Here is a 23,348-nt window from a genome sequence, read left to right as displayed (position 1 = left end):
CCGAAGGAGAACCGTGACCACCGACCTCGTTCACGACCTACGCGCCGCCCTCGGCGACAGCGCCGTGCTGACCGATCCGGCCGACATGGCGGCGTACGTCACCGACTGGACCGGCAGCTTCACCGGCACCGCCCTCGCGGTGGTGCGCCCGGCCTCGACCGCCGAGGTCGCCACCGCGGTCCGGCTGTGCGCGGCGGCAGGCGTCGGGGTCGTCCCGCAGGGCGGCAACACCGGCCTCGTCGGCGGCGGCGTACCGGACTCCGGCGGCGACCAGGTCGTGCTCTCGCTCGGCCGGATGCGCCGCATCCGCGAGGTCGACCCGGTCGCCGACACCCTCACCGTCGAGGCCGGCACCGCGCTGGCGACCGTCCAGGAGGCCGCCAGCGAAGCCGGGCGGCTCTTCCCGCTCTCCCTCGGCTCGGAGGGCTCGTGCACGATCGGCGGCACGATCGCGACCAACGCCGGCGGCACCGCGGTGCTGCGCTACGGGATGATGCGCGAGCTGGTACTCGGCCTCGAGGTCGTGCTCCCCGACGGCCGGGTCTGGGACGGCCTGCGCCCGCTGCGCAAGGACAACACCGGCTACGACCTCAAGCAGCTGTTCATCGGCTCCGAGGGCACGCTCGGCGTCGTCACCGCGGCGGTGCTGCGGCTGCTGCCGGCGACCCCGCGCCGGGCGACAGCGTTCGTGGCGCTGGAGTCGGTCGAGGCGGCGACCGCCCTGCTTCCGCTGCTGCGCGAGCACGGCGGCGGGCAGCTGACCACCTGGGAGCTGCTCGGACGCCAGGCCGTCGACCTGGTCCTCGCCCACCTGCCGGGCGTCCGCGACCCGTTCTCGGACCGGCACGAGTGGTACGGCCTCGTCGAGATCGCCGGCACCTCCGTCGACGTCGACGAGCGCCTCGAGTCGGCTCTCGCGGCGGCTGCCGAGGATGGGCTGCTCCTCGACGCCGTGGTCGCCGGCAGCCCCGCTCAGCGCGAGTCGCTGTGGGCGCTGCGCGAAGGCGTCTCGGAGGCGCAGAAGAGCGAGGGTGCGACCCTCAAGCACGACGTCACCCTGCCGATCACGGCGCTGTCCCGGTTCGTCGCCGAGGTCGGGCCTCTGTTGCTGGAGGCGCTGCCGGGGCTGCGGCTGGTGACGTACGGACACATCGGGGACGGCAACCTGCACTACAACATCTCCGCGCCGGTCGGCGACGACGCGGCCCTGAAACGGGACGCTCCCACCCTGACCCGGATCGTCTACGACGCCGTCACGGCGCTCGGCGGCAGCATCTCAGCCGAGCACGGCATCGGCACGCTCAAGCGGGATGCTGCCGCTGCGTACAAGACGGGTGTCGAGGTCGATCTCATGCGCGCCGTCAAGCAGGCGATCGACCCCGACGGGGTCATGAACCCTCGCAAGGTGCTGTGAGTCTTCCGGTCTCCGGGATCTGCCTGAAGCAGAACCGCTTGCCGCGTGGCGCTCGCAGGTGATTGCGTGTCCGCATGCGAATCCTGGTGCTCGGCGGCACAGTCTTCCTTTCCCGCGCAGTGGCGGAGGCGGCAGTACGCAGCGGTCACGAGGTGGTCTGCGCAGCGCGCGGCCGGTCGGGAACCGTCCCGGGGGGCGCGGAGCTGGTGCCGTGGGACCGCACCGAGAAACCTCCCTCCGCCTTGACGACTGCCGAGTTCGACACGGTCGTCGACGTGGCCCGGACCCCCTCGTGGGTTCGCTCTGCCGTCGCGGCCTTCAGCGAGGCCCACTGGGTCTTCGTCTCGACCATCAGCGTGTACGCCGACCACGGCACCCCCGGCGGCACCCCGGACGCGCTCCCTGTCCTCGCTCCGACGACGGACGACGTCGAGGACGACGGCCCCGATGCGTACGGCTCGATGAAGGTCGCCTGCGAGGAGCTCGTCCGGGCGGGTGCAGCCTCGGCCACCGTCGTCCGCCCCGGCCTGATCGTGGGCCCTGGGGACCCCAGCGGGCGGTTCTCCTACTGGCCACAGCGCCTGAAAGCCGGCGGCGAGATCCTCGCTCCCGGCTCGCCCGACGACAGCACCCAGGTCATCGACGTACGCGACCTGGCGGACTGGATCCTCCACTGCGCCACCGCCCGGGTGGAGGGCACCTTCGACGCCACCGGCCCGTCGATGCCGATCAGCACCTTGCTGACCGAGACCGCGAGCGGCGTCGGCGCCATCCCGACCTGGACCTGGCTCCCCCAGGACTTCCTGCAGGCCAACGAGGTCGACCCCTGGTCAGGTTCCGGCTCGATCCCGCTGTGGCTCCCCCGCCCTGAGTACGACGGGATGCTCGCCCACGACACCACCTCGGCCCTGGCGACCGGTCTCACCACCCGCCCGATCGCCGAGACCGCCCGAGACACCCTCGCCTGGCTGCAGGCCTCCCCCGATGCGTACGTCACCGGCATCTCGCCCACCCGCGAGGCCGAGCTCCTCGACGCCTGGCGTCAGAGCCCCTGAGCGACCCGGTAGAACACCTGATTCCACCGCACCTGGTCGGCGAAGCCGCGGCGGGTGGTGGACTCGTCGATGACCAGCAGCTCGGTGCGGGCGATGTTCGCGAAGACCTCGAAGGCCTCGATCCCGGCGGCCGTCGACATCACCGTGTGGTGGGCGCCGCCGGCGGTCAGCCAGGCCTCGGCCGAGGTCGCGAAGTCGGGACGCGGGGTCCAGACGGCGCGCGCGACGGGCAGATTGGGCAGCGCCTCGGTCGGGGGGACGACGTCGACGACGTTGGCGGTCAGCCGGAACCGGTCGCGCATGTCGGCCAGGGAGACGACCACGGCGCCCACGGTGGTGTCGGCGTCGAAGACCATCCGGACCGGGTCCTCGCGGTCGCCGATCCCGAGCGGGTGGATCTCGACGCGCGGGGTGGAGGTGGTCAGCGAGGGGCAGACCTCGAGCATGTGGGCACCGAGGATGACCTCCGCGCCCGGGGTGAGGTCGTAGGTGTAGTCCTCCATCAGAGAGGCGCCACCGGGCAGCCCCTCCCCCATCACCTTGGCGGCACGCACGAGCACGGCGGTCTTCCAGTCGCCCTCGGCGCCGAAGCCGTAGCCCTTGCTCATCAGCCGCTGCACGGCGATGCCGGGGAGCTGGCGCAGACCACCGAGGTCCTCGAAGTTGGTGGTGAAGGCCTTCGCGTCGCGCTCCACCAGGAACGCCTCCATGGCGATCTCCTGACGCGCGGCGTAGCGGAGCGAGTCGTGGCGCTCGCCGCCCTTGCGGAGCTCGGGGACGACGTCGTAGAGGGCCTCGTACTCGGCGGCCAGCGCATCCACGGTCTCCTCCGACACCGCCTCGACCGCGGAGACCAGGTCGTTGACGCCCCAGGTGTTGACCGAGACGCCGAAGCGCAGCTCGGCCTCGGTCTTGTCGCCCTCGGTGACCGCGACGTTGCGCATGTTGTCGCCGAAGCGGACCAGGTTGAGCCCGTGGGTGGCGTCCCAGCCCGCGGCGCCGCGGACCCAGGTGCCGACCCGGCGGGTGACCGCCGGGTTGGAGACGTGGCCGACGACGGTGGTGCGGGCGACGCCGAGGCGGGTCGCGATGTAGGCGTACTCACGGTCGCCGTGCGCGGCCTGGTTGAGGTTCATGAAGTCCATGTCGATCTCCGACCAGGGGAGCTCGACGTTGGCCTGGGTGTGCAGGTGCAGCAGCGGCTTCTGGAGGGCGTCCAGTCCGGCGATCCACATCTTGGCCGGGCTGAAGGTGTGCATCCAGGTGATGACGCCGAGGACGTTGTCGTCGGAGTTGGCCTCGAGCATCGCGCGGCGGATCGCCGCGGAGTCCTTCAGGACGGGCTTCCACACGACCTTCGCCGGTACGTCCGAGGAACCGTCGAGGGCGCGGGCGACCTCCTGGGACTGCTCTGCCACCTGACGAAGGGTCTCCTCGCCGTAGAGGTCCTGGCTGCCGGTGAAGAACCAGACCTCGCGGTCGCCATAGGGTTTCAACGCTGCGGGCTTGCTCATGTGGGGTCCTTCCAGTGCTGAGATTCGGGGGGCGGGCAGCTCAGTGCTGGCCGTAGACGTTCTGGTAGCGGTCGTAGAGCGAGTCGATGTGGCCCTGGTCGATCGGCAGCGGCTGGCCGAGCTGGCGCGCGATGTGCACCGTGCGGGCGACCTCCTCGCACATCACCGCGGCCTTGACCGCGGAGCGGCCGTCCTTGCCGATGGTGAAGGGACCGTGGTTCCGCATCAGCACCGCAGGGCTGCGCGACTCGCGCAGCGTCTCCACGATGCCGCGCCCGATCGAGTCGTCGCCGATGATCGCGAACGGGCCGACCGGGACCGGTCCGCCGAACTCGTCGGCCATCATCGTGAGCACGCAGGGGATCTCCTCCCCGCGGGCGGCCCAGGCGGTGGCGTAGGTGGAGTGGGTGTGGACCACTCCCCCGACCTCGGGCATGTTGGCATAGACGTACGCATGGGCGGCCGTGTCCGAGGACGGCGACCGCTCGCCCTCGACGAGGTTGCCCGCCAGGTCGCAAACGACCATCGCCTCGGCGGTGATGTCCTCGTAGGCGACGCCGGAGGGCTTGATGACCAGCAGGTCCTCACCGTCGGGGTTCGGCACGCGCTCGGAGACGTTGCCGGCGGTCCACACGACCAGCTCCCAGCGGGGCAGCTCGGCATGCAGCGACGCGACACGCTCCTTGGCGGCGTCGACGGCGGCGCGAAGAGCGGCGGGTACGCCCGTCATCACTGGTCTCCTTCTGCTGCGTCGGGGGCGAGCGAGGCCACGGCGGCGCGCTCGATGTCGAGCCCGGCCTCGTAGCGTTCGAGGTAGGTCCGGAACCCGGCGAGATCGGCGGCGTCTGGCTCGACGACCTCGAGGTCGATGTCGCCGAAGACGCGCTCGGCGAGATAGGTGCTCAGGCTGAGGTCGCCTTCGGCCTCGGCGGCCCGGGCGTACGCCGCCAGGACCGCGATCCCCCAGGCACCGCCCTCGCCGGCGGTGCGGCCGACCGCGACCGGGGCGCCGATGGCGGCGGCGAGCAGCCGCTGCGCGACGCCCGCGGTGCGGAACAGGCCACCGTGGGCGAACATCGCGTCGATCTGGACACCCTGGTCGGCGAGTACGCGCATGCCGAGGGCGAGGGTGCCGAAGACGCCGTAGACCTGGGCGCGGGCGAACCCGGCGAGGTCGAGACGGCTGCCGGGGGTGCGTACGAAAAGCGGACGACCCTCGTCGAGGCCGGTGATCGGCTCACCGGCCAGGTAGTTGTAGGCCAGCAGGCCACCGCCGTCGGGCGAGCCCTTGAGCGCGGCGGTGAGCAGGGCGCCGAAGACGTCGTCGGGCTCGCAGGGGTGGCCGAGCGCGGCGGCGAACTCACCGAAGACCCCCGCCCAGGCGTCGAGCTCGCTGGCGCCGTTGTTGCAGTGCACCATCGCGACCGGGTCGCCGGATGGGGTGGTGACGATGTCGATGGCGTGGTGGACGGTGGCCAGCGGCGCCTCGAGGACGACCATCGCGAAGATCGAGGTCCCGGCGCTGACATTTCCGGTGCGCTTGGCGACGGAGTTGGTGGCGACCATCCCGGTGCCGGCGTCGCCCTCGGGCGGACACAGCGGGATGCCGGGCTGGAGCGTGCCGGTCGGGTCGAGCAGCGCGGCGCCGTCGGGGGTGAGCCGGCCGGCGGCGGCGCCTGCCGGGAGCACCTGCGGGAGCAGCCCCTCGACCCGCAGGCCGGGGCGCTTGGCGGCAGCCAGGTGACCCAGCTGCTCGAGCATCCGCTGGTCGTACGTTCCGGTGGCCGGGTCGATGGGGAAGACGCCGGAGGCGTCGCCGACGCCGAGCACGTGCTCGCCGGTCAGCGCCCGGTGGACGTAGCCCGCGAGCGTGGTGAGCGAGGCGATCTTGGGCAGGTGGGGCTCGTCGTCGAGGATCGCCTGGTAGAGGTGGGCGACCGACCAGCGCAGCGGGATGTTGGTGCCGAAGATCTCCGACAGCTCGGCGGCGGCGACGGCGGTGTTGGTGTTGCGCCACGTACGGAACGGCACCAGCAGCTCGCCGGCATCGTCGAAGGCGAGGTAGCCGTGCATCATCGCCGAGACGCCGATCGACCCGAACGTGGTCGGGCGGGTGCCGTAGCGGCGCTCGACCTCGTCACCGAGGGCTGCGACCGCGCCCTGTACGCCCGCCCAGACCGCCTCGAGGGAGTAGGTCCACAGGCCGTCGGCGAGCTCGTTCTCCCACAGATGGGACCCGGTGGCGACGGTCGCGTGATCGGGCCCGATCAGGCACGCCTTGATGGTGGTGGAGCCCAGCTCGATGCCGAGCGAGGTCTCTCCGAGGTCAGGCAGGTGGCCTGCTCGCTGCGTCATCACGGCTCCGTTTCTGCCCGTCGGCTCGGGGTGGGGTTTCGAGGCGATGTGAACGCTAACATATGACGGGCAGGTTACCGCTGGGTTCCCCGTAGAGCTCTTACCGAAGCGTCACTCCGGTCGGCCGAAGCGTCGCTCCCGTCGGCCGAGTGGGCAACGTCGTGCCAACTCGGCCGACCTAACTGACGTCTCGGCCGACCTAACCGACGTCTCGGCGAGGAGACAGCGGGGCGGCCGAGGAGCGCACGACCAGCTCGGGCTGCAGCAGCGGCGGCACCTCGACGGTGCCGTCGGCGATGGCCTTCGTGGCCACCTCGACGGCGAGCTCGCCCAGGGAGGCGAAGTCCTGCCGGACGGTGGTCAGCGGAGGCCAGAGGTACGCGGCGTCCGGGACGTCGTCGAAGCCGACGACGCTCACGTCCTGCGGGACCCGGCGGCCGGCCTCGTGCAGCGCCCGGATCACGCCGAGCGCCATCGAGTCGTTGGCGGCGAAGACCGCGGTGACCGAGGGGTCCCGGGCGATCTCGGCCCCGGCCTCGTAACCGCTCTTGCTCGACCAGTCACCGAAGATCTCGGGCCCGGGTTGCACGTCACTGTCCCGGAGCGCGGCCATCCATCCCTCCCGGCGCTGCCGGGCGTCGATCCAGCCGACCGGACCGGCCACGTGGGCGATGTTGCGGTGGCCGATGTCCAGCAGGTACTGCGTGGCCAGCACTGCTCCGGCGTGCTGGTCGATCCCCACCGAGCGCACCCCCGCCGGCGGGTCGCTGTGGATCATCACGACCTCGACCGTCTCCGTGAGCTGAGCGACCAGGTCCTCGAACGACTGGTGCGAGACGCCGAGGAGCACGGCCTCGACCGCGTCGTCGAGGAGCGCCTCGATCGCCCGCTCCGCCGAGGTCGCCTCCAGGTGCGGCACGGGGCTCAGGATGACGTCGTAGCCGGCCTTCTGACCGGCCTGGTGCACCGAGGCGGCCAGCGTGCCCGGACCGTAGAGGTGCGGCTGGGTGTAGAGCAGGCCCAGGCGTCCCGACTTCCGCGTGACCAGAGCGCGTGCCGACTTGTTGCGCCGGTAGCCCAGCTCCTCGATCGCCGCCAGCACCCGGTCGCGGGTGTCGCCACGTACGGCGTCGGAGCCGTTGACGACCCGGGACACGGTCTGGTGCGAGACCCCTGCCCGGGCCGCGACATCTGCCATGCTCGGCGCGTTCTTCGACTCCCCGTTGACCATGCGGTGATCCTAAGCGGGATCTCCGCGGGCAGCGGGACTGCCTCAGGTCTCCTCGAGATCGGGACGCCCGTGACGTGCTCGGGTGAGGGCCGCCGCGAGCGGGGCACAGCGTCCCCCGGGGACCAGCGACGCGAGCTCGTCGGGGTCGTCGGGCAGGCCGAGGTCACGAGCCTGGTCGAGGAGCGGGCCGTCGAGGAAGGGCGACAGCTCGGGCCACACGTCCTGCACCTCACGGCAGAAGATCCGGGCGCCCACCGGGCCGATGCGGGGCGACTCGGTGAGCGCGTCGATCAGGGCGTCGGCGCCGTCGTGCGAGGTCGGGCGGAGCCGGCGCAGGTCGCCGCGACAGGTCTCCAGCAGCCACTGCGCCTGCTCTTCGAGCTTGGTCGCGGTGCTCTCGTCGTAGCGGCGGTAATGGGCCCGGCCGAGGGCATCCACCCGCTGCTGCCAGGTCGAGTCGAGCAGCCGGTGCGGCGTACGCCATCCGGCGGACGACAGCTCGCGCGCCGCAGCGACCGCGATGTCGGTCGAGATCCGGGTCGAGGAGAGCATCGCCAGGACGAGGAGACGATAGAGCGGCGATGGCTTGTCCCGGAGCCGGATGCCGGCCTCCTCGGCGTACGTCGTGCCGCCGGCGTCCAGCAGACGCCGCACCACGTCGCGGTCCCGTTTGCTCACCCCGTCGACGTACCCACCGCTGACCGGGCCCATGCGCTGCCTCGCAGGCTGGGATCGGCAGACCCTGGATAGATCCTGGTGGGCGACCGAGGATGGATTCGACCTAAGAGCCACTCTCCAGGAGCAGACCGATGCCACGTCGACCCATCGACATCACGATCCCCGACCTGTCCGGCAAGCGAGCCTTGGTCACCGGGGCCAGCGACGGCATGGGCCTGGTGATGGCCACCCGGCTGGCGGCGGCCGGGGCCGAGGTCGTGATGCCCGTCCGCAACGCCAGCAAGGGCGAGAAGGCGCTGGCCACGATCCGCGGACACGTCCCGGAGGCCCAGATCTCGCTGCGCGACCTCGACCTGTCCTCGCTGTCGTCGGTGGCGGCGCTCTCCGAGACGCTGCTGGGCGAGGACCAGCCGTTCCACATCATGATCAACAACGCAGGCGTGATGACTCCGCCGGAGCGGCAGACGACCGCCGACGGGTTCGAGCTCCAGTTCGGCACCAACCATCTCGGTCACTTCGCCCTCGTCGCCCGGATCCTGCCGCTGCTGCGAGCCGGGCAGGCCCGGGTGACGTCGCAGGTCAGCGTCGCCGCGAGGCGCGGCGCGGTCAACTGGGAGGACCCCAACTGGGAGCAGAGCTATGAGGACATGAAGGCCTACAGCCAGTCGAAGATCGCCGTCGGTCTCTTCGCGCTGGAGCTGGACCGACGCAGCCAGGCCAACGGCTGGGGCATCACCAGCAACCTCTCCCACCCCGGCGTCGCGCCGACCAACCTGCTGGCCGCCCGACCCGAGATCGGCCGCACGACCGACACCCTCTCCGTACGCATGATCCGCTGGCTCTCGGCCCGCGGGATCCTCCTGGGAACCCCCGAGACCGCAGCCCTTCCCGCCCTGCTGGCCGCCACCTCGCCCGAGGCGACCGGCGGCCGGCTCTACGGCCCCAGCGGGCCGGGGCACCTCGGTGGCGCTCCCGCCGAGCAGGCGCTCTACCGTCCGCTGGTCGCCGAGGACGCCGCCCGGCTGTGGGAGCTCTCCGAGAGCCTCACCAGGACCGCGCTCCCGACATCCTGACCCGGCGGCGCTGGAGTCTTATGCTGCCGTCATTCTCGGGCGCGGCCCGATGTCCATAGAACGGAGCCATGGATGCGCGTGCTGTTGTCGACGTACGGGTCACGGGGAGACGTCGAGCCGCTGGTCGCGCTCGCGGTGCAGCTGCAGCAACGGGGCGCGGAGGTGCGGATGTGCGCGCCGCCGGACGAGGAGTTCGTCGACCTGCTGGAGCGGGAGGGTGTGCCGCACGTGCCGTTCCTCAAGCCGTGGCGGTCGTGGGAGCGGCCGCCGACGTCCGAGGAGCGTCACCAGCGGGTGACCGACTTCATCACGGCGCAGTACGACACCGTGGCCGAGGCCGCCGCGGGCTGTGACGTGGTGGTAGCGACCGCGATGTCGCAGTTCGTCGCGCCTTCGGTCGCCGAGCGCAGGGGCGTCCCGTACCACTACGTCCTCTTCTGCCCGGACGTCGTCGACGGTCTGGACGGGCGCGGCTTCAACGAGCTGTTCAAGGAGCCGGTCGACGCCCACCGGGCCTCGATCGAGCTGCCGCCGGTCAGCGATGTCACCGAGTTCATGTTCACCACTAGTCCCCTACTCGCGGCCGATCCCACCCTGGGTCCATGGCACGGGACCTCCAGGCTCGACGTCGTGCAGACCGGCGCCTGGATGCTCGATGACGACCGTCCGCTCCCGGCCGACCTGCTGGGCTTCCTCGACGCGGGGCAGGAGCCGGTGTACGTCGGTTTCGGCAGCATGCGCACAGTCGGCGAGGAGAGCGTGCGGGTCGCGGTCGAGGCCATCCGCGCGCACGGCCGTCGCGTGGTCATCGGGCGCGGATGGGCTGGGCTGGACGTCATCGACGGCCGTGACGACTGCTTCGTCGTCGGCGAGGTCAACCACCAGCGGCTCTTCGGCCGGGTCGCCGCCGTCGTCCACCACGGCGGCGCGGGCACCATGACGACGGCATACCGGGCCGGCGCGCCGCAGCTGGTGGTGCCGCAGGCCGGCGATCAGACCTACTGGGCCGGGCGGGTGGCCGCGCTCGGCATCGGGGTCGCCCACGACGGCGCCGCACCGACGGTCGAGTCGCTCACCGCCGCTCTCGGCCCGGCGTTGGCGCCGGAGGTCCGAGCGCGGGCGACCGCGATGGCCGCTGACGCCCGGGGCGACGGGGCGGCCGTGGCCGCGGAACTGCTGCTGAGCGGCGTGGCCTGACCCTCAACGACCGAGTACGTGACGTAGCGCCGCCTCCAGCGTCGGGTGACGGAACTGGTGCTGGCTCCCGAGAACAGCCGGCTCGACGCGCTGGCTCGCCAGCGCCATCTCCCCGGCGCCCTCCCTGCCGAGCAGGAGCCGTGGGCCGAGGGCCGGCGTGGGCAGGAGCGCGGGCCGGTGGAGGACGTGCGCGAGGGTCTGGGCGTAGACCCGGCCGGTGACCGTCTCGGGGGCGACCGCGTTGACCGGGCCGACGATCGTCTCGTCGAGGACCGCGCGGTGGTAGACGTCGACCAGGTCGTCGATGCCGATCCAGCTCAGCCACTGCTCACCGCTCCCGAGCCGGCCACCCAGACCGGCCGCGAACAGCGGTCGTTGAAGCCTCAGCGCTCCCCCGGCGGGCGTCTGCACGATCCCGGTCCTGACCTGGACCACCCGTGGCCCGTCCACCCGGCTCGCCGCCTCCCAGTCGGCGACCACGTCGGCGAGGAAGCCCGTGCCCCGGACCGAGGGTTCGGTGAGGATCTCGTCGCCGCGGTCGGCGCCGTAGATCCCGATCGCGGAGGCGCTGACGAAGGTGCGTACGCCGCTGCCTGCCGCCGCCTCGGCGAGCCGTCGGGTCGGCTCGATCCGGGAGTCGCGGATGGCCGCCTTGTGCGCCGCGGTGAAGCGGCCCGCGATGGACGCCCCGGCCAGATGGACGACCGCGTCCACCCCGTCGAGCACGTCCGAGCCGGGCGCCGACGGATCCCAGTGGCGCTCTCCCTCCCCCGCCGGCGGGTGCCGAACCAGCCGGATCACCCGATGGCCGCCGCTGGTGAGGAACGGGACCAGGGCGCGCCCGACGGTCCCGCTCGAGCCGGTGACCGCGATGGTGAGCGACCTGCCCGCTGCGTACGCCCTGCGGTGGGCGGCGAGGTCGGCGACCAGCTGATCGTGACGGTAGCCGAGCATCCGGTCCACCATCCGCCCGAGCACGTTCGTCTCGACCCGGTCGGTGACCAGGGTCGCGTCGCCGTCGGCGGCGAACTCGTGCCTGTGGGTCCATGTCAGCGGCCGCAGCGAGGCGAGCCGGTCGGTGAACAGGTGCGGTGGGTCGTAGGCGTTGGGATCGTGACGGGCCACCCAGTCCACCCCGCGGCCGAGCGAGATCACCGCTGTCCCGTCGGCGAGGTCGGCCGCCTCTACCCGCACCTCCCCCGGCGTCCACGGAGGCGTCAGCCGGCGGATCGCTCCCGGGCGCCGATGCCACCCGAAGACCTCCTCGACCGGCGCCTCGACGCGCGTCGTCAGCGTGTGGACCCGGACCAGCGGGGGCGTCATGCCAGCAGCCTCGCGCGGATCGCGCAGACGTACAACCTCCCTCGAGCTACTCGCTCACCCCCGGAAGTCCTTCACCATCTGCTTGGCGATGATCAGCTTCTGGATCTCGCTGGTGCCCTCGTAGAGCCGGAACAGCCGCGCGTCGCGGTAGAACCGCTCGACCGGCACCTCGCGCATGTAGCCGAGGCCGCCATGGATCTGAACCGCGCGGTCGGCGATCCGGTCGACCGCCTCGGTGCAGAACAGCTTGCACAGCGACGGCGCCGTACGCCGGTCGCTGCCGTCGTCCCAGCTGCGGGCGGCCTCGAGCACCATCGCGCGACCGGCGTACGCCTCGGTCCGGCTCTCGGCGAGCATCGCCTGGATCAGCTGGAACTCGGCCAGCTTCTGGCCACCCTGGCTGTTGGTCGTGGCATGGCGCAGGCTCTCCTCGATCAGCCGGTCCGCCAGGCCGACGGTCAGGGCGGCGATGTGCAGCCGGCCCTTGGCCAGCGATCGCATCGCCGCGGAGAAGCCCTCGCCCTCGACCTCGCCGACCAGGTTCTCGGCGGGCACTCGGACGCCGTCGAGGAAGATCTCGGACGTCACCGCGCCGCGCTGGCCCATCTTGTGGTCTTTCGGACCGATGGTGACGCCGGGGGTGTCGGTCGGCACCACGAACACCGAGATGTTCTTCGCGCCTTCGTCGAGGTCTCCGGTGCGGGCGAACACCATCAGCAGGTCGGCCCAGATCGCGTTGGTGATGAAGCGCTTCTGCCCGTTGATGACGTACGCGTCGCCCTCACGGACCGCGCGCGTGCGCAGGCCGCTCGGGTCGGAGCCGGCCTCGGGCTCGGTGAGCGCGAACGAGGCCACCAGCTCACCGCTGGCCAGACCGGGCAGGTACTGCTGCTTCTGCCGCTCGGTGCCGCAGTTGACCAGCACCTGGCCGGCGATGCCGTTGTTGGTGCCGAACATCGAGCGGAACGACGGCGTGGTCCAGCCGAGCTCCATCGCCAGCCGGACCTCCTCGGACATGGTGAAGCCGAGACCGCCGTACTCCTCCGGGATGGCATAGCCGAACAGCCCCATGGCCGCGGCCTGCTGCCGGAGCCGGTCGGGGATCTGGTCGGTCTCCTCGATCTCGTCCTCGGCCGTGACGACCTCCTTGCGGACGAACGCGCGGACGGCGTCGAGGATCGACGTGAACTCGTCGGGCTCCATGGGTGCTGCTCCTTCGTGCGGGGGATCAAGGCGTCTGAACGAAGACGCTCCACCCGCGGATTCTTCCCCATGGTCTGAACGCCGAGAGCCCTATGGCACAACTCAGGAGCAGCAAGACAGGATCGTCACCTGGCGGCGCCCAGCGAGCTACGTGCGAGCTGGGCGACGCGCTGGTTGCTGATCCCGGTCTCCGCCGCGATCCGCCCGAACGACCAGCCGCGGCGCCGCAACAGCCGTACGGCTCGCGCGCTCTCGTCGTTCAGATCCGCGAGATGCCGGTCGACCTGGCAGCGCTGGTTCTCGAGGTCACGGAGCGTCGCGGCCGGGTCGTCCGGCAGATCGGCGATGGCCCGGCGGGTCGGGGATCCACCCGGCGCCAGCGCATCGGGCGGGTTGAACGCCCACAGCGTGTAGTCATCGGCCCACCGGATGAACCGGGCCATGCGGCTCTCGCGGTGGAATCTGTTCGGGACGTCGATCTGTCCCACGGGACGTGTCGCCTCAGCTGCCATCTCCGGCTCCTTCACATGGTCGGGACAGGTGGGGGGAAGGTCCTCGGTATCCATGGTCCGGGGACGGGATGACCGAGCCGTTGAGGTTCGGTAACGGGCAGGTAAGGGCTGCGGGAGGGACCAGATCCCTCAGGGAGCTCGAACACCCGGATACCCGATCTTCGGCATGCGCAAATACCCCGAGCGGGATAACGATCGAGTAACGAGGAACGAGCATCGAACCCCCACCCGATGCCCCTCCCCCGCTGAAGACACCATCCGTCCAGGCCGCAGCCGCGCGCGCCGACGGAGCCCCGCATCTGGGAAGCGGGCCCCGCCCTCCCACGTTGACAGCGACCGCGAGGTCTCTGAAAGGGGACACGCCATGCGCTCGACACCGAGCCCGCTCATGCCTCGCGCCACCAAGCCGAGGCTCTTCAAGAGGTTGGCGGCGCTGAGCGCCACCGCCCTCGTCGCCACGACGCTCGTCGCCTCCGGTGCCGCTGCGTCTCATCCCGAGGCCAGCCTCGCCGGCAGCAACTTCGAGATCGACGTCGACGCCAACCTCAAGGTCGACGACCCGGCCCCCTCGCTCGACTGGGCCAACGTCACCGAGACCCGGGCCACCGACAAGGTCAACGGCACCGGCGACAACTCCTACGCCGGAGGCGTCAAGGAGGACACCTCCTGTCCCGGTGAGGTGACCGACTCGATCCCGCCGAACAAGAGCGACCTGCTGAGCTTCCACGTCTACCGGGAGGCCGGCACCGGAACGCACCCCGGATTCCTGAACCTCGCCTGGAGCCGGGTGAGCGACCCGAGCGGCACCACGCTGATGGACTTCGAGTTCAACCAGTCCAGCACGAAGTGCGCCTCCGGGCCCAACGTCGTCCGCACCGCCGGTGACCTGCTCATCGAGTACGCCATCGACCAGGGCGGCTCCCGTGCGGACATCTCCGCACGCCGATGGACCGGCACCGCCTGGGGTCCGACCACCGACCTGGACGTCCCGTCCGCCACCTGCGGCGGCGCTCCGTGCGCGGCCGGCACCATCAACTCCTCGCCCATCCCCGCCGCGGACTCCGATGGGCTGATCGCCTCCGGCTCGAAGCAGGCACGGACCTTCGGTGAGGCTCAGCTCGACCTACGGCTCCTGTTCCAGCCCAACAAGTGCACATCGTTCGGCAGCGCGATGCTGAAGAGCCGCTCCTCGGACTCCTTCACCTCGCAGCTGAAGGACTTCGTGGCACCCGTCGGCATCAACCTGCAGAACTGTGGTCAGGTGATCATCCGCAAGCAGACGCTCCCGGACGAGGACCCCAACGCCACCAACTTCGGCTACACCAAGGCGTTCAGCACCGACCCCACCTCCGCGAACACGTTCACGCTCCAGGATGACGGGGTGAAGGACTACGGCAAGACCGTGCTCTTCGGCTCCGGCTACACCGTCGTCGAGGACGTGATCCCGTCCGACTGGAGCTTCGTCAGCGTGAACTGCGATGCCAGCACCGGAGTCACGCCGAGCATCAACGGCGCGACGGTGACATTCGCGATCAACGAGGACACCGACGTACTCGACTGCACCTACACCAACGAGCTCCAGCTCGGGGCGCTGAAGATCCTGAAGAACAGCACGAAGGGAGGAGCGGTCACCAACCCGGGAGCGGTCTTCTCCTACGACGGCACCAGCGTCACCGACAACGGCACCGGCGACCAGGATCCCGACGTCGGCGAGGTCTGCGTATCGGGCCTCTCCCTCGGGGACTACGACGTGACGGAGACGTCGCCGCCTCCCGGCTACGCCGACGCCCCCGGCGGCGCACAGACCGTCACCGTGGTCAGCGGGACGAACTGCACCGACAACCAGCCGACCGGTGCGGCGGTCGCGACGTTCACCAACGCGCCGCTCGCCGACATCCAGGTCAACTTCCGTGACGGCGGTTCGGGCGAGACCAGCCTGACGTCGATGACCTGCGAGAACACCGGCGTCACGCCGGACACCGGCACCGCCACCGGTTGGGACGACACGATCACCCATGAGGGCATCGCGATCGACCCGTCACCACGGACGGTCACCTGCACCATCGTGATCGATCCCTGATCCCCCACATCCACCCCAACCGCGGGGCCGCCCGGTTCACCGGGCGGCCCCTTCGGGCGCCCCGCCGGCGCAGCGGCAACATGATCGAAACCCATGGCGATTACCGTGCCATCATGGCGCGGGTGATCGAGCAGCAGTCGCGGGTGATCCACGGATACAAGCGCGCGTTCCGCATCGGCGGTGACGGCTCCGCGATCATGTTCATCCACGGGATCGGCGACAGCTCGCGGACGTGGGAGGACGTCCTGCCGATGTTCGCCCAGAATCATCTGGTCATCGCGCCCGACCTCCTCGGGCACGGCGACTCCGACAAGCCACGCGCCGACTACTCGATCGGCGGGTTCGCCAACGGCATGCGCGACCTGCTCTCCGTGCTGGACGTGGAGCGAGTCACCCTCGTCGGCCATTCGCTCGGCGGCGGTGTGGCGATGCAGCTCGCCTACCAGTACCCGCAGCTGGTCGAGCGGATCGTGCTGGTCTCCAACGGCGGCTCCGGACGCGGTGTCTCGACCTGGTTGCGACTCGCGACCCTGCCGATGGCGCCAGAGCTGCTCAAGCTGTTGCGACTGCCGATCTCACGCACCGGGCTGTCCGCCTCCCTCGGCCTGTTACGTCGCTTCGATCACGATCTCGGCGTCGATGCGCCGGACCTGACCAGGATCGTCGACGCGTTCCCGGACAACCAGTCCCGCCAGGCGTTCGCCCGGACCCTGCGCGCCGTCGTCGACTGGCGCGGCCAGGTCGTCACAATGCTCGATCGCTCCTATCTGGCCTCGAACATTCCGCTGCTGATGATCTGGGGCGACCGCGACGGCGTCATCCCCTACCGCCACGCCGAGCAGGCGCAGGCGGCGATGCCGCAGGCCATGCTCGAGGTGTTCGAGGGCGCCGGCCACTTCCCGTTCCGCTCCGACCCGGGCCGCTTCGTGATGGCCGTCGAACAGTTCATCCGGAGCACCAAGCCGGCGATCTGGGATCAGCATGGATGGCAGACCCGGCTGCGCAACGGCCCCGAACCGGAAGACGATCTTCATACGTGGACGGGCATCTGACCCGCGCATTACCCTGCGGACATGAACGACGCTGCCGCACCCGATGCCGCCACCGGAGGGGTTCGCGAGGTGAAGTCCGCCGCCCGTACGGTGGAGATCCTCGAGTTCCTCGCCGCGCGCCAGAACCGCCCGGTGCGGCTGCGCGAGCTGAGCGAGGCGCTCGGGGTTCCCCGCAGCAGCCTGCACGCCCTGCTCCGCACGCTCGCCAAGCACGGCTGGGTACGCAGCGATGCGACCGGCACGCTCTACGGCATCGGCATCCGGGCCCTGCTGGCCGGCACCAGCTACCTCGACACCGACCCCTACCTGCCCCAGGTGACCCCGTTCCTCGTCGAGCTCCGCGAGCAGCTCGACGAGACCTTCCACTTCGGGCGTCTCGACGGCACCGACGTGGTCTACCTCGCCACCCGCGAGTCGTCGCAGTACCTGCGCCCCTACAGCCGCGTCGGCCGCAGGCTCCCGGCCTACTCCACTGCGCTGGGCAAGGCGGTCCTGGCCGCGCGACCCGAGGACCAGGTCGCCGACCATCTGCCGGCCGAGCTCGCACCGCTCACGCCGCACACGTTCACCGACCGGGGCGCACTGGCCGCCGAGCTCGAGGCGACCCGCCGGCGCGGCTACGCGATCGACAACGAGGAGAACACCCTCGGGCTGCGCTGCATCGCCGTCGCCCTGCACTACGACGAGCCGGTCTCCGACGCGATCAGCGCCTCCATCCCGATCGCCCGGCTCACCCCTGAGCGGGAGGCCGAGGTCATCGCCGCGCTGCGCCAGGCAGCGGACCGGATCGTCCGCGTCGTCGGCCCGATCCGCAACTCCCTCACGTGGGCCTGAGCCGCGACCAATCCCGAGAGCGTCCGCTGCCGGCGCCAGCTTGGACTTCTCTGGCAATTCCTGCACTTCTCTGGCGTTGCAATGCCCGAGAAGTGCAGGAATACCCGGTTAACCGGGTACTCCTGCACCGCCTCCCGGCATCGCTGTCCACCCCATATGAGACCTTGTCCACGGATGTAGACGCATGACACAATCGCGGACGTGCCCTCCACCTCTCCCACCACGCCGCTGAACGTGCTGGTGACCGAGCCGATCATGGCGCGGTTCACCGACGTGCTGACCCGGAAGGGCGCCTCGCCGCACACGTGGACGTTCGCGTGGGGTGACGACCCTCGGCTCGCCGAGGCCGCCGCGACGGCCGAGGTGCTGGTCTGCTCCTCGACGACTCCGGAGCTGCTGGCCGCGATGCCCCGGCTCCGGCTGGTGCACGTGACCGGTGCCGGCGTGGACAGGATCCCGCTCGCGGCGCTGCCCGGCGACGTACGTCTGGCCAACACCTACCACCACGGCCGCTCCATCGCCGAGCACGTGGTGATGGTGTCGATGATGCTGTTGCGCGGCGTCCTGCGGTCCGAGGCCGACATGCGCCGCGGCGTGTGGAGCAACGCGATCGTCTCCGACGACTACCCCTTCGGCGGCGTGCTGGCCGGTCGCACCCTGGGCATCGTCGGCTTCGGCGAGATCGGCTCCAGCGTCGCCCGGCTCGGTTCCGCGATGGGGATGAAGGTCCGGGCCGTACGCCGCAACCCCGACGCCCCGCTGCCGCAGGGCGTCGAGCTGGACTGGGTCGGGCCCGACTCGGCCCTGCACGACCTGCTGGCCACCTCCGACGTGGTCGTCGTGACCGTGCCGCTGAGCGATGCGACCCGCGGGCTCATCGATGCCGCCGCCCTCGCCGCGATGCGGCCGAGCGCTGTCCTGGTCAACGTCGCCCGCGGCGCCGTGGTCGACGAGCAGGCGCTCCACGACGCACTCACCGCCGGCACGATCGCCGGTGCCGGCATCGACGTGTGGTGGCGCAACCCCCGCGACCCCGACGCTCCCCCTCCCTCGTACCTCGATTTCGCGAAGCTGCCGAACGTCGTGCTGACCCCGCACCAGTCGGGGCACACCGCGGAGGTGTTCGCCGGCCGTGCGCAGGACATCACCGACAACGTCGACGCACTCGCCGAGGGCCGGCCGCTGCGCAACCCGGTGGCGAGGAGCTAGCCGAGGAGCTGGTCGGCCACCAGCATGACGGCGCCGAAGATCGACACCGCGATCGCCGTACGCCGCAATCGCACCGGCGACATCACCCGGTTGAGCAGCAGCGACAGGCCCCACCCCAGGAACGGAGCGGGCACGAGCGCGGCGGTGACCAGCAGGGTGCGCTGGTCGACGGAGCCGGTGGCGGCCAGGGCGAGGAACGACAGGGCCGAGCCGACGAGGAAGAACGTGCTCATCGAGCTGCGCAGCCCGGCGCCCTCCTTCTGCTGCCACACCAGCGCCATCGGCGGACCGCCGATCGAGGTGGCGGTGCCGAGCAGCCCCGAGGCCGCACCCGCGGCCACGAGGTTGGCGCGCACCGGCCGCGGCTGCCAGCCCAGCGAGTTGAGCGCTACCCCGGTCAGCACCACAGCGGCCAGCATCAGGGCGAGACCCCGCTCGGGCAGCGCCGCGACGAGCAGCGCCCCCGCGATCGTCCCGGGCACCCGGCCGAACAGCGCCCAGCCGGTGCCACCCAGATCGATGTGCTGCCGCTCGGAGACGACGACCATGATCGTCACCACGAAGGCCAACATCACCAGCGTGCCGGGTAGCAGCGCCGGGTCGACCAGCGCGACGACGGGCGCGGCGAGCATCCCCATGCCGAAGCCGATGGACGCCTGCAGGGCCGAGGCCAGGACGACCGCGACAGCGACGAGCGCGAAGGACCCGAGCGAGAGTCCCATCAGCCCGCCTGTGCCGAGGCCAGCTCCTGCTCCTCAGCCCCCAACGGGTGGAAGCACTCCGCGGTGTGAGCGCCGTCGACCGGATCGATGGCGAGCGGCGGGAGCGCGGTGGCGCATTCGTCGGTCGCCTTCCAGCAGCGGGTCCGGAACCGGCAGCCGGACGGCGGGTTGAGCGGCGAGGGGATCTCGCCGGACAGGATGATCTGCTCGCGCCGACGCTCGTGGTCGAGCGAGGGCGCCGCCGACAGGAGCGCCCCGGTGTAGGGATGCTGAGGCCGCTCGAACGTCGACTCGGTCTCTCCCTGCTCGACGATCCGTCCGAGGTACATCACCACGACCCGGTCGGCGACGTGCCGCACCACTGACAGGTCGTGCGAGATGAACAGGTACGCCACCCCGAGCTCCTGCTGCAGGTCGTTGAGCAGGTTGAGCACCTGTGCCTGCACCGACAGGTCGAGCGCGGAGACCGGCTCGTCACAGACGATCACGTCGGGGTTGAGCGCGAGCGCGCGGGCGATCCCGAGACGCTGCCGCTGACCCCCGGAGAACTCCTGCGGATACTTCCCGGCGTCGCCGGGCCGCAGCCCGACGAGGTCCAGCAGCTCGCGCACCCGAGCCGCCCGCTCACGCGAGGTCCTGTACAGACCGGTGTGGGTACGCCACGGCTCGCCCACGATGTCGCCCGCCGACATCCTGGCGTTGAGCGAGGCGAACGGGTCCTGGAACACCATCTGCACCCGGCGCCGGAACGCCAGCAGGTCGGCGCCCTTGGTCGTGGTCGGGTCGACCCCGTCGAAGCGTACGGAGCCGCCGTCGGGGGTCTCCAGCATGAGCAGCGTGCGGGCCAGCGTGGACTTGCCGCAGCCGGACTCCCCCACCAGGCCGAGCGTCTCGCCCCGGTGCAGGTCGAGGGTGACACCGTCGAGCGCTCGCAGCTCCTTGCGCTTTCCGGCGTGGCGTACCGGGAAGATCTTGGTGAGGTCGCGGACCTCGAGAAGGGGTGCGTCAGTCATCGGTTCACCTCGTCGGGGAAGTGGCAGGCGGACAGGTGGCCGGGGGCGACCTCGCGGGCCGCGGGCCGCTCCTCGCGGCAGCGGTCGCGGGCGATCAGGCAGCGGTCCTGGTAGACGCAGCCGGCCGGGATGGCGGCCAGCTCGGGCGGCGAGCCACCGATCGACTTGAGCTCCGCACCGCGCTCGGCGTGCACGGGCACCGACTCCAGCAGGCCGGCGGTGTAGGGGTGCTTCGGAGCGCCGAAGACCTCCTCGACCAGGCCCTGCTCGACCACGTTGCCGGCGTACATCACCACGACCCGGTCGGCCTGCTCGAAGACCAGGGCGAGGTCGTGGGTGATCAGCACGACCGCCATGTCCCGCTCCTCGCGCAGGTCCTTGAGCAGGCTCATGATCTGGGCCTGGACCGTGACGTCGAGCGCGGTGGTCGGCTCGTCGGCGAGCAGCACCGCCGGCGACAGCGCCACGCCGATCGCGATCAGCAGCCGCTGGCGCATGCCGCCGGAGAACTGGTGCGGGTAGGAGTCGACCCGGGTCTCCGGCTCGGGGATGCCGACCCGGCGCATCAGCTCGATGGCCTCCTGCCGGGCGGCCTTCTTGGACAGGCCGCGGTGGATCCGGAACGGCTCGGCCAGCTGGGTGCCCACGGTGTAGACGGGGTTGAGCGCGGTGAGGGCGTCCTGGAAGACGATCGCCAGCTCCTTGCCGGCGATGTCGCGCCGGCGCCTCGCCGAGGCCGTCCGCAGGTCGGTGGTGCCACCATCACCGGTGATGCGGACGGCCCCCTCGGTCACGTCGGCGACCGGCTCCAGCAGGCCGACGACCGCGGTGGCGGTCATCGACTTGCCGCAGCCCGACTCCCCGAGCAGCGCGAGGGTCTCGCCCCGGCGTGCCTGGAAGGTCACCTTGTCGACGGCTCGGACGACACCATGGGGCGTACGGATGTCGACGCTCATGCCGTCGACGTCGAGGGCGACGGCCTTCTCGGTCAGGGTGCTGTTCACTGGGCGTCCTCCGTAACTGCCTGAGTGACGGTCGGGGTGACGGTCGGGGTGGCGCGGCGACGCTGCCGCCGCGGGACGGTGAGCCGCCACCGCTGAGCGGGATCGGTGGCCAGCCGCACCCAGGCGGCGAGCACGGCGGCGGACACCGTCGCGATCACGATGGCCAGGCCGGGGAAGAACGAGAGCCACCATGCGGTCTGCAGATAGTTCTGCCCCTGGGCGACCATCAGACCCCAGCTGACGTCGGGTGCCTGGATACCGATGCCGAGGAAGCTCAGCGACGACTCGGCGAGCATGACGTAGCAGAAGTCGAGCGTGGCGACCGTCAACAGCGTCGGCAGCACGATCGGGAAGACGTGACGGCGGATGATGCTGAAGCTCCCCGCCCCGAACGTACGGGCCGCGTCGACGAAGACCCGGCTCTGCAGCTCGGCCGACTCGGCCCGCGCGGTGCGCAGGTAGATCGGGATGCGGGTGATCGCCAGCACGATGACGATGTTGCGCGGGCTGGGCGAGTAGACGTACAGGACGACGACCGCCATCAGCAGCGACGGGAAGCTCAGGATCACATCGGCGATCCGCATCACGAGGGTCTCGCGCCAGCCGCGGTGATAGCCGGCCCACATGCCGATCACCGAGCCCACGACCAGCGAGATCAGCACCGCCGGGATGGCCACGCCGAGGGTCGTCCGGGTCGCGACGACGATCCGGGCCAGGACGCTGCGCCCGAGCGAGTCGGTGCCCAGTACGTAGAGCCAGCCGTCGAGCTCGAGCGGTGCCTTGTTGCCTCGGGTCAGGTCCTGGGCGTTGGCCTCGCTGCCGAGCAGGGCCGGCCCGAAGACGGCCACGAGCAGGATGAAGCAGAGGATCACGGCGGCCACGGTCGCGACCTTGTCGCGCAGCAGCATCCGCCAGTAGCTGGTGCTCATCAGTTCTCCTCTCTCACACCATCGCCTTGTCGCGCACACGGGCGTCGAGCAGGGCGTAGCAGATGTCGATGGCGATGTTGAGCAGGAAGATCGTCACCGCGGTGAGCAGTACGGCCGCCTGCAGGATGGCGAAGTCGCGGCCGGTGATCGAGTCGATCATCAGCTTGCCGATGCCGGGCCACCCGAAGATCGACTCGACGACCACGGCACCGTTGACCAGCCCGACCGCCAGGTCGCCGGCCACGGTCAGCGCCGGGGCGGCGGCGTTGCGCAGGGCGTGGTGCGCGACGACCCGACGGCTGTCGGCACCCTTGCTGCGCGCCAGCCGGACGTACGGCGCGGACAGGGCCGCCACCATCGCACCGCGCACCACCTGGGTGAGCACACCGACGGGGCGCAGCAGCAGGGTCGCGATCGGCAGGACCCAGGAGAGCAGCCCGGCGTCGACACCCGAGGTCGGCAGCACCCCGAGCATCACCGCGAAGACCCAGACCCCCATGATGGCGAGCCAGAAGTCGGGGACGCTCGCGGCCGTCATCGACAGGAACGACGCGAACCGGTCGGCCAGCGAGTTCGGACGGTACGCAGCCCACGAGCCGATCACGACGGCGAGGACGACCGCGATGAGCATCGTGGTGATCGCCAGCTGGAGCGTCGCGGGGAAGGCCCGCAACGCCATCGCGGCCGCGGACTCACCCGTGCTCAGCGACGTGCCGAAGTCAAGGCGGAGGATGCCCTGGAGGTAGTCGATCAGCTGCTGCCAGACCGGCAGGTCGAGGCCGTTGACGGCGCGGAAGGTCTCCTTCTGGGCCTCGGTGGCGTTCTCCGGCAGGTACAGGCTGGCCGGGTCGCCGGTGAGGCGGGCCAGGAAGAACACCCCGAGCAGCACCACGACGAGCGGCAGCAGCGAGGTGAGCGCTCGCTTGCGGAGGAACGTCACCATCGATGAC

The 23,348-nt window shown here is 70.9% G+C and carries 21 protein-coding genes; 8 read left to right on the top strand and 13 right to left on the bottom strand.

From position 1 onward, the window contains the following. The first annotated feature begins 13 nt into the window (after nucleotides 1-13). Both ACIO3S_RS16300 and ACIO3S_RS16295 read left to right on the top strand, forming a co-directional pair. Nucleotides 14-1,414, top strand: coding sequence for an FAD-binding oxidoreductase (locus ACIO3S_RS16300; protein ID WP_400465527.1), 1,401 nt, complete (start codon nucleotides 14-16; stop codon nucleotides 1,412-1,414). A gap of 74 nt (nucleotides 1,415-1,488) precedes the next feature. Continuing rightward, the gene (locus tag ACIO3S_RS16295; protein ID WP_400465524.1) at nucleotides 1,489-2,469 is read left to right on the top strand and encodes an NAD-dependent epimerase/dehydratase family protein; all 981 of its coding nucleotides are present in this window, start codon (nucleotides 1,489-1,491) and stop codon (nucleotides 2,467-2,469) included. On the opposite strand, the gene araA is transcribed toward ACIO3S_RS16295, so the two are convergent. The 5 genes from araA to ACIO3S_RS16270 all read right to left on the bottom strand — a co-directional run bounded on the left by araA (nucleotide 2,457) and on the right by ACIO3S_RS16270 (nucleotide 8,280). Then, on the bottom strand, nucleotides 2,457-3,983 hold the full coding sequence (gene araA, locus ACIO3S_RS16290; protein ID WP_400465521.1) for an L-arabinose isomerase: 1,527 nt from the start codon (nucleotides 3,981-3,983) through the stop codon (nucleotides 2,457-2,459). The two genes, ACIO3S_RS16295 and araA, sit on opposite strands and share 13 nt — an antisense overlap. A gap of 40 nt (nucleotides 3,984-4,023) precedes the next feature. After that, complete coding sequence (locus ACIO3S_RS16285) at nucleotides 4,024-4,713, bottom strand: L-ribulose-5-phosphate 4-epimerase (RefSeq protein WP_400465518.1); 690 nt, start codon at nucleotides 4,711-4,713, stop codon at nucleotides 4,024-4,026. Then, the gene (locus ACIO3S_RS16280) at nucleotides 4,713-6,338 is read right to left on the bottom strand and encodes a xylulokinase (RefSeq protein ID WP_400465515.1); all 1,626 of its coding nucleotides are present in this window, start codon (nucleotides 6,336-6,338) and stop codon (nucleotides 4,713-4,715) included. The genes ACIO3S_RS16285 and ACIO3S_RS16280 overlap by 1 nt, the downstream gene beginning before the upstream one ends. 199 nt (nucleotides 6,339-6,537) lie before the next feature. Beyond that, nucleotides 6,538-7,569 (bottom strand): LacI family DNA-binding transcriptional regulator, encoded by a 1,032-nt coding sequence (locus ACIO3S_RS16275; protein WP_400465512.1) that lies wholly within the window; start codon nucleotides 7,567-7,569, stop codon nucleotides 6,538-6,540. A gap of 42 nt (nucleotides 7,570-7,611) precedes the next feature. Continuing rightward, entirely contained in the window at nucleotides 7,612-8,280 is a 669-nt protein-coding gene (locus ACIO3S_RS16270; protein ID WP_400465509.1) for an endonuclease, read from the bottom strand. A 98-nt stretch (nucleotides 8,281-8,378) separates the two neighbouring features. Between ACIO3S_RS16270 and ACIO3S_RS16265 the strand changes: the two genes are divergently transcribed. Together ACIO3S_RS16265 and ACIO3S_RS16260 are read left to right on the top strand one after the other, a co-directional pair. Further along, nucleotides 8,379-9,320: an SDR family oxidoreductase gene (locus tag ACIO3S_RS16265; RefSeq protein ID WP_400465506.1), complete on the top strand. Its 942-nt coding sequence runs from the start codon at nucleotides 8,379-8,381 to the stop codon at nucleotides 9,318-9,320. A 72-nt stretch (nucleotides 9,321-9,392) separates the two neighbouring features. Next, nucleotides 9,393-10,517 carry a glycosyltransferase gene (locus ACIO3S_RS16260; protein ID WP_400465503.1) on the top strand — a complete coding sequence of 375 codons (1,125 nt, stop codon included), beginning with the start codon at nucleotides 9,393-9,395 and terminating at the stop codon, nucleotides 10,515-10,517. Between the two features lie 3 nt (nucleotides 10,518-10,520). On the opposite strand, the gene ACIO3S_RS16255 is transcribed toward ACIO3S_RS16260, so the two are convergent. The 3 genes from ACIO3S_RS16255 to ACIO3S_RS16245 form a co-directional block, all read right to left on the bottom strand. Beyond that, the gene (locus ACIO3S_RS16255) at nucleotides 10,521-11,840 is read right to left on the bottom strand and encodes a TIGR01777 family oxidoreductase (protein ID WP_400465500.1); all 1,320 of its coding nucleotides are present in this window, start codon (nucleotides 11,838-11,840) and stop codon (nucleotides 10,521-10,523) included. Between the two features lie 54 nt (nucleotides 11,841-11,894). Continuing rightward, nucleotides 11,895-13,043: an acyl-CoA dehydrogenase family protein gene (locus tag ACIO3S_RS16250; protein WP_400465497.1), complete on the bottom strand. Its 1,149-nt coding sequence runs from the start codon at nucleotides 13,041-13,043 to the stop codon at nucleotides 11,895-11,897. Between the two features lie 125 nt (nucleotides 13,044-13,168). Further along, on the bottom strand, nucleotides 13,169-13,555 hold the full coding sequence (locus tag ACIO3S_RS16245) for a hypothetical protein (protein ID WP_400465494.1): 387 nt from the start codon (nucleotides 13,553-13,555) through the stop codon (nucleotides 13,169-13,171). Between the two features lie 364 nt (nucleotides 13,556-13,919). Between ACIO3S_RS16245 and ACIO3S_RS16240 the strand changes: the two genes are divergently transcribed. From ACIO3S_RS16240 to ACIO3S_RS16225, 4 genes are all read left to right on the top strand, one after another. Further along, nucleotides 13,920-15,635: a collagen binding domain-containing protein gene (locus ACIO3S_RS16240; RefSeq protein ID WP_400465491.1), complete on the top strand. Its 1,716-nt coding sequence runs from the start codon at nucleotides 13,920-13,922 to the stop codon at nucleotides 15,633-15,635. 113 nt (nucleotides 15,636-15,748) lie between these two features. After that, complete coding sequence (locus ACIO3S_RS16235; protein WP_400465489.1) at nucleotides 15,749-16,687, top strand: alpha/beta fold hydrolase; 939 nt, start codon at nucleotides 15,749-15,751, stop codon at nucleotides 16,685-16,687. 21 nt (nucleotides 16,688-16,708) lie between these two features. Beyond that, nucleotides 16,709-17,521, top strand: a complete 813-nt coding sequence (locus ACIO3S_RS16230; protein ID WP_400465486.1) for an IclR family transcriptional regulator — start codon at nucleotides 16,709-16,711, stop codon at nucleotides 17,519-17,521. A gap of 201 nt (nucleotides 17,522-17,722) precedes the next feature. Further along, entirely contained in the window at nucleotides 17,723-18,730 is a 1,008-nt protein-coding gene (locus tag ACIO3S_RS16225; RefSeq protein ID WP_400465483.1) for a 2-hydroxyacid dehydrogenase, read from the top strand. Here ACIO3S_RS16225 and ACIO3S_RS16220 read toward each other — a convergent pair. From ACIO3S_RS16220 to ACIO3S_RS16200, 5 genes are read right to left on the bottom strand one after another with little or no spacing between them, the layout of a single operon-like run. Next, complete coding sequence (locus ACIO3S_RS16220) at nucleotides 18,727-19,452, bottom strand: sulfite exporter TauE/SafE family protein (RefSeq protein WP_400465480.1); 726 nt, start codon at nucleotides 19,450-19,452, stop codon at nucleotides 18,727-18,729. The genes ACIO3S_RS16225 and ACIO3S_RS16220 overlap by 4 nt on opposite strands. Continuing rightward, nucleotides 19,452-20,465: an ABC transporter ATP-binding protein gene (locus ACIO3S_RS16215; protein WP_400465477.1), complete on the bottom strand. Its 1,014-nt coding sequence runs from the start codon at nucleotides 20,463-20,465 to the stop codon at nucleotides 19,452-19,454. Before ACIO3S_RS16215 ends, ACIO3S_RS16220 begins: the two co-directional genes overlap by 1 nt. Beyond that, entirely contained in the window at nucleotides 20,462-21,421 is a 960-nt protein-coding gene (locus ACIO3S_RS16210) for an ABC transporter ATP-binding protein (protein WP_400466440.1), read from the bottom strand. The genes ACIO3S_RS16215 and ACIO3S_RS16210 overlap by 4 nt, the downstream gene beginning before the upstream one ends. A gap of 44 nt (nucleotides 21,422-21,465) precedes the next feature. Beyond that, entirely contained in the window at nucleotides 21,466-22,398 is a 933-nt protein-coding gene (locus ACIO3S_RS16205; protein WP_400465475.1) for an ABC transporter permease, read from the bottom strand. Nucleotides 22,399-22,411: 13 nt separating this feature from the next. Further along, nucleotides 22,412-23,341 (bottom strand): ABC transporter permease, encoded by a 930-nt coding sequence (locus ACIO3S_RS16200; protein WP_350838024.1) that lies wholly within the window; start codon nucleotides 23,339-23,341, stop codon nucleotides 22,412-22,414. Between the last annotated feature and the right edge of the window lie 7 nt (nucleotides 23,342-23,348).

Source organism: Nocardioides sp. NPDC087217, from assembly GCF_044744805.1.
Taxonomy (GTDB): domain Bacteria; phylum Actinomycetota; class Actinomycetes; order Propionibacteriales; family Nocardioidaceae; genus Nocardioides.
This window is presented reverse-complemented; position numbering and strand designations above follow the sequence as displayed.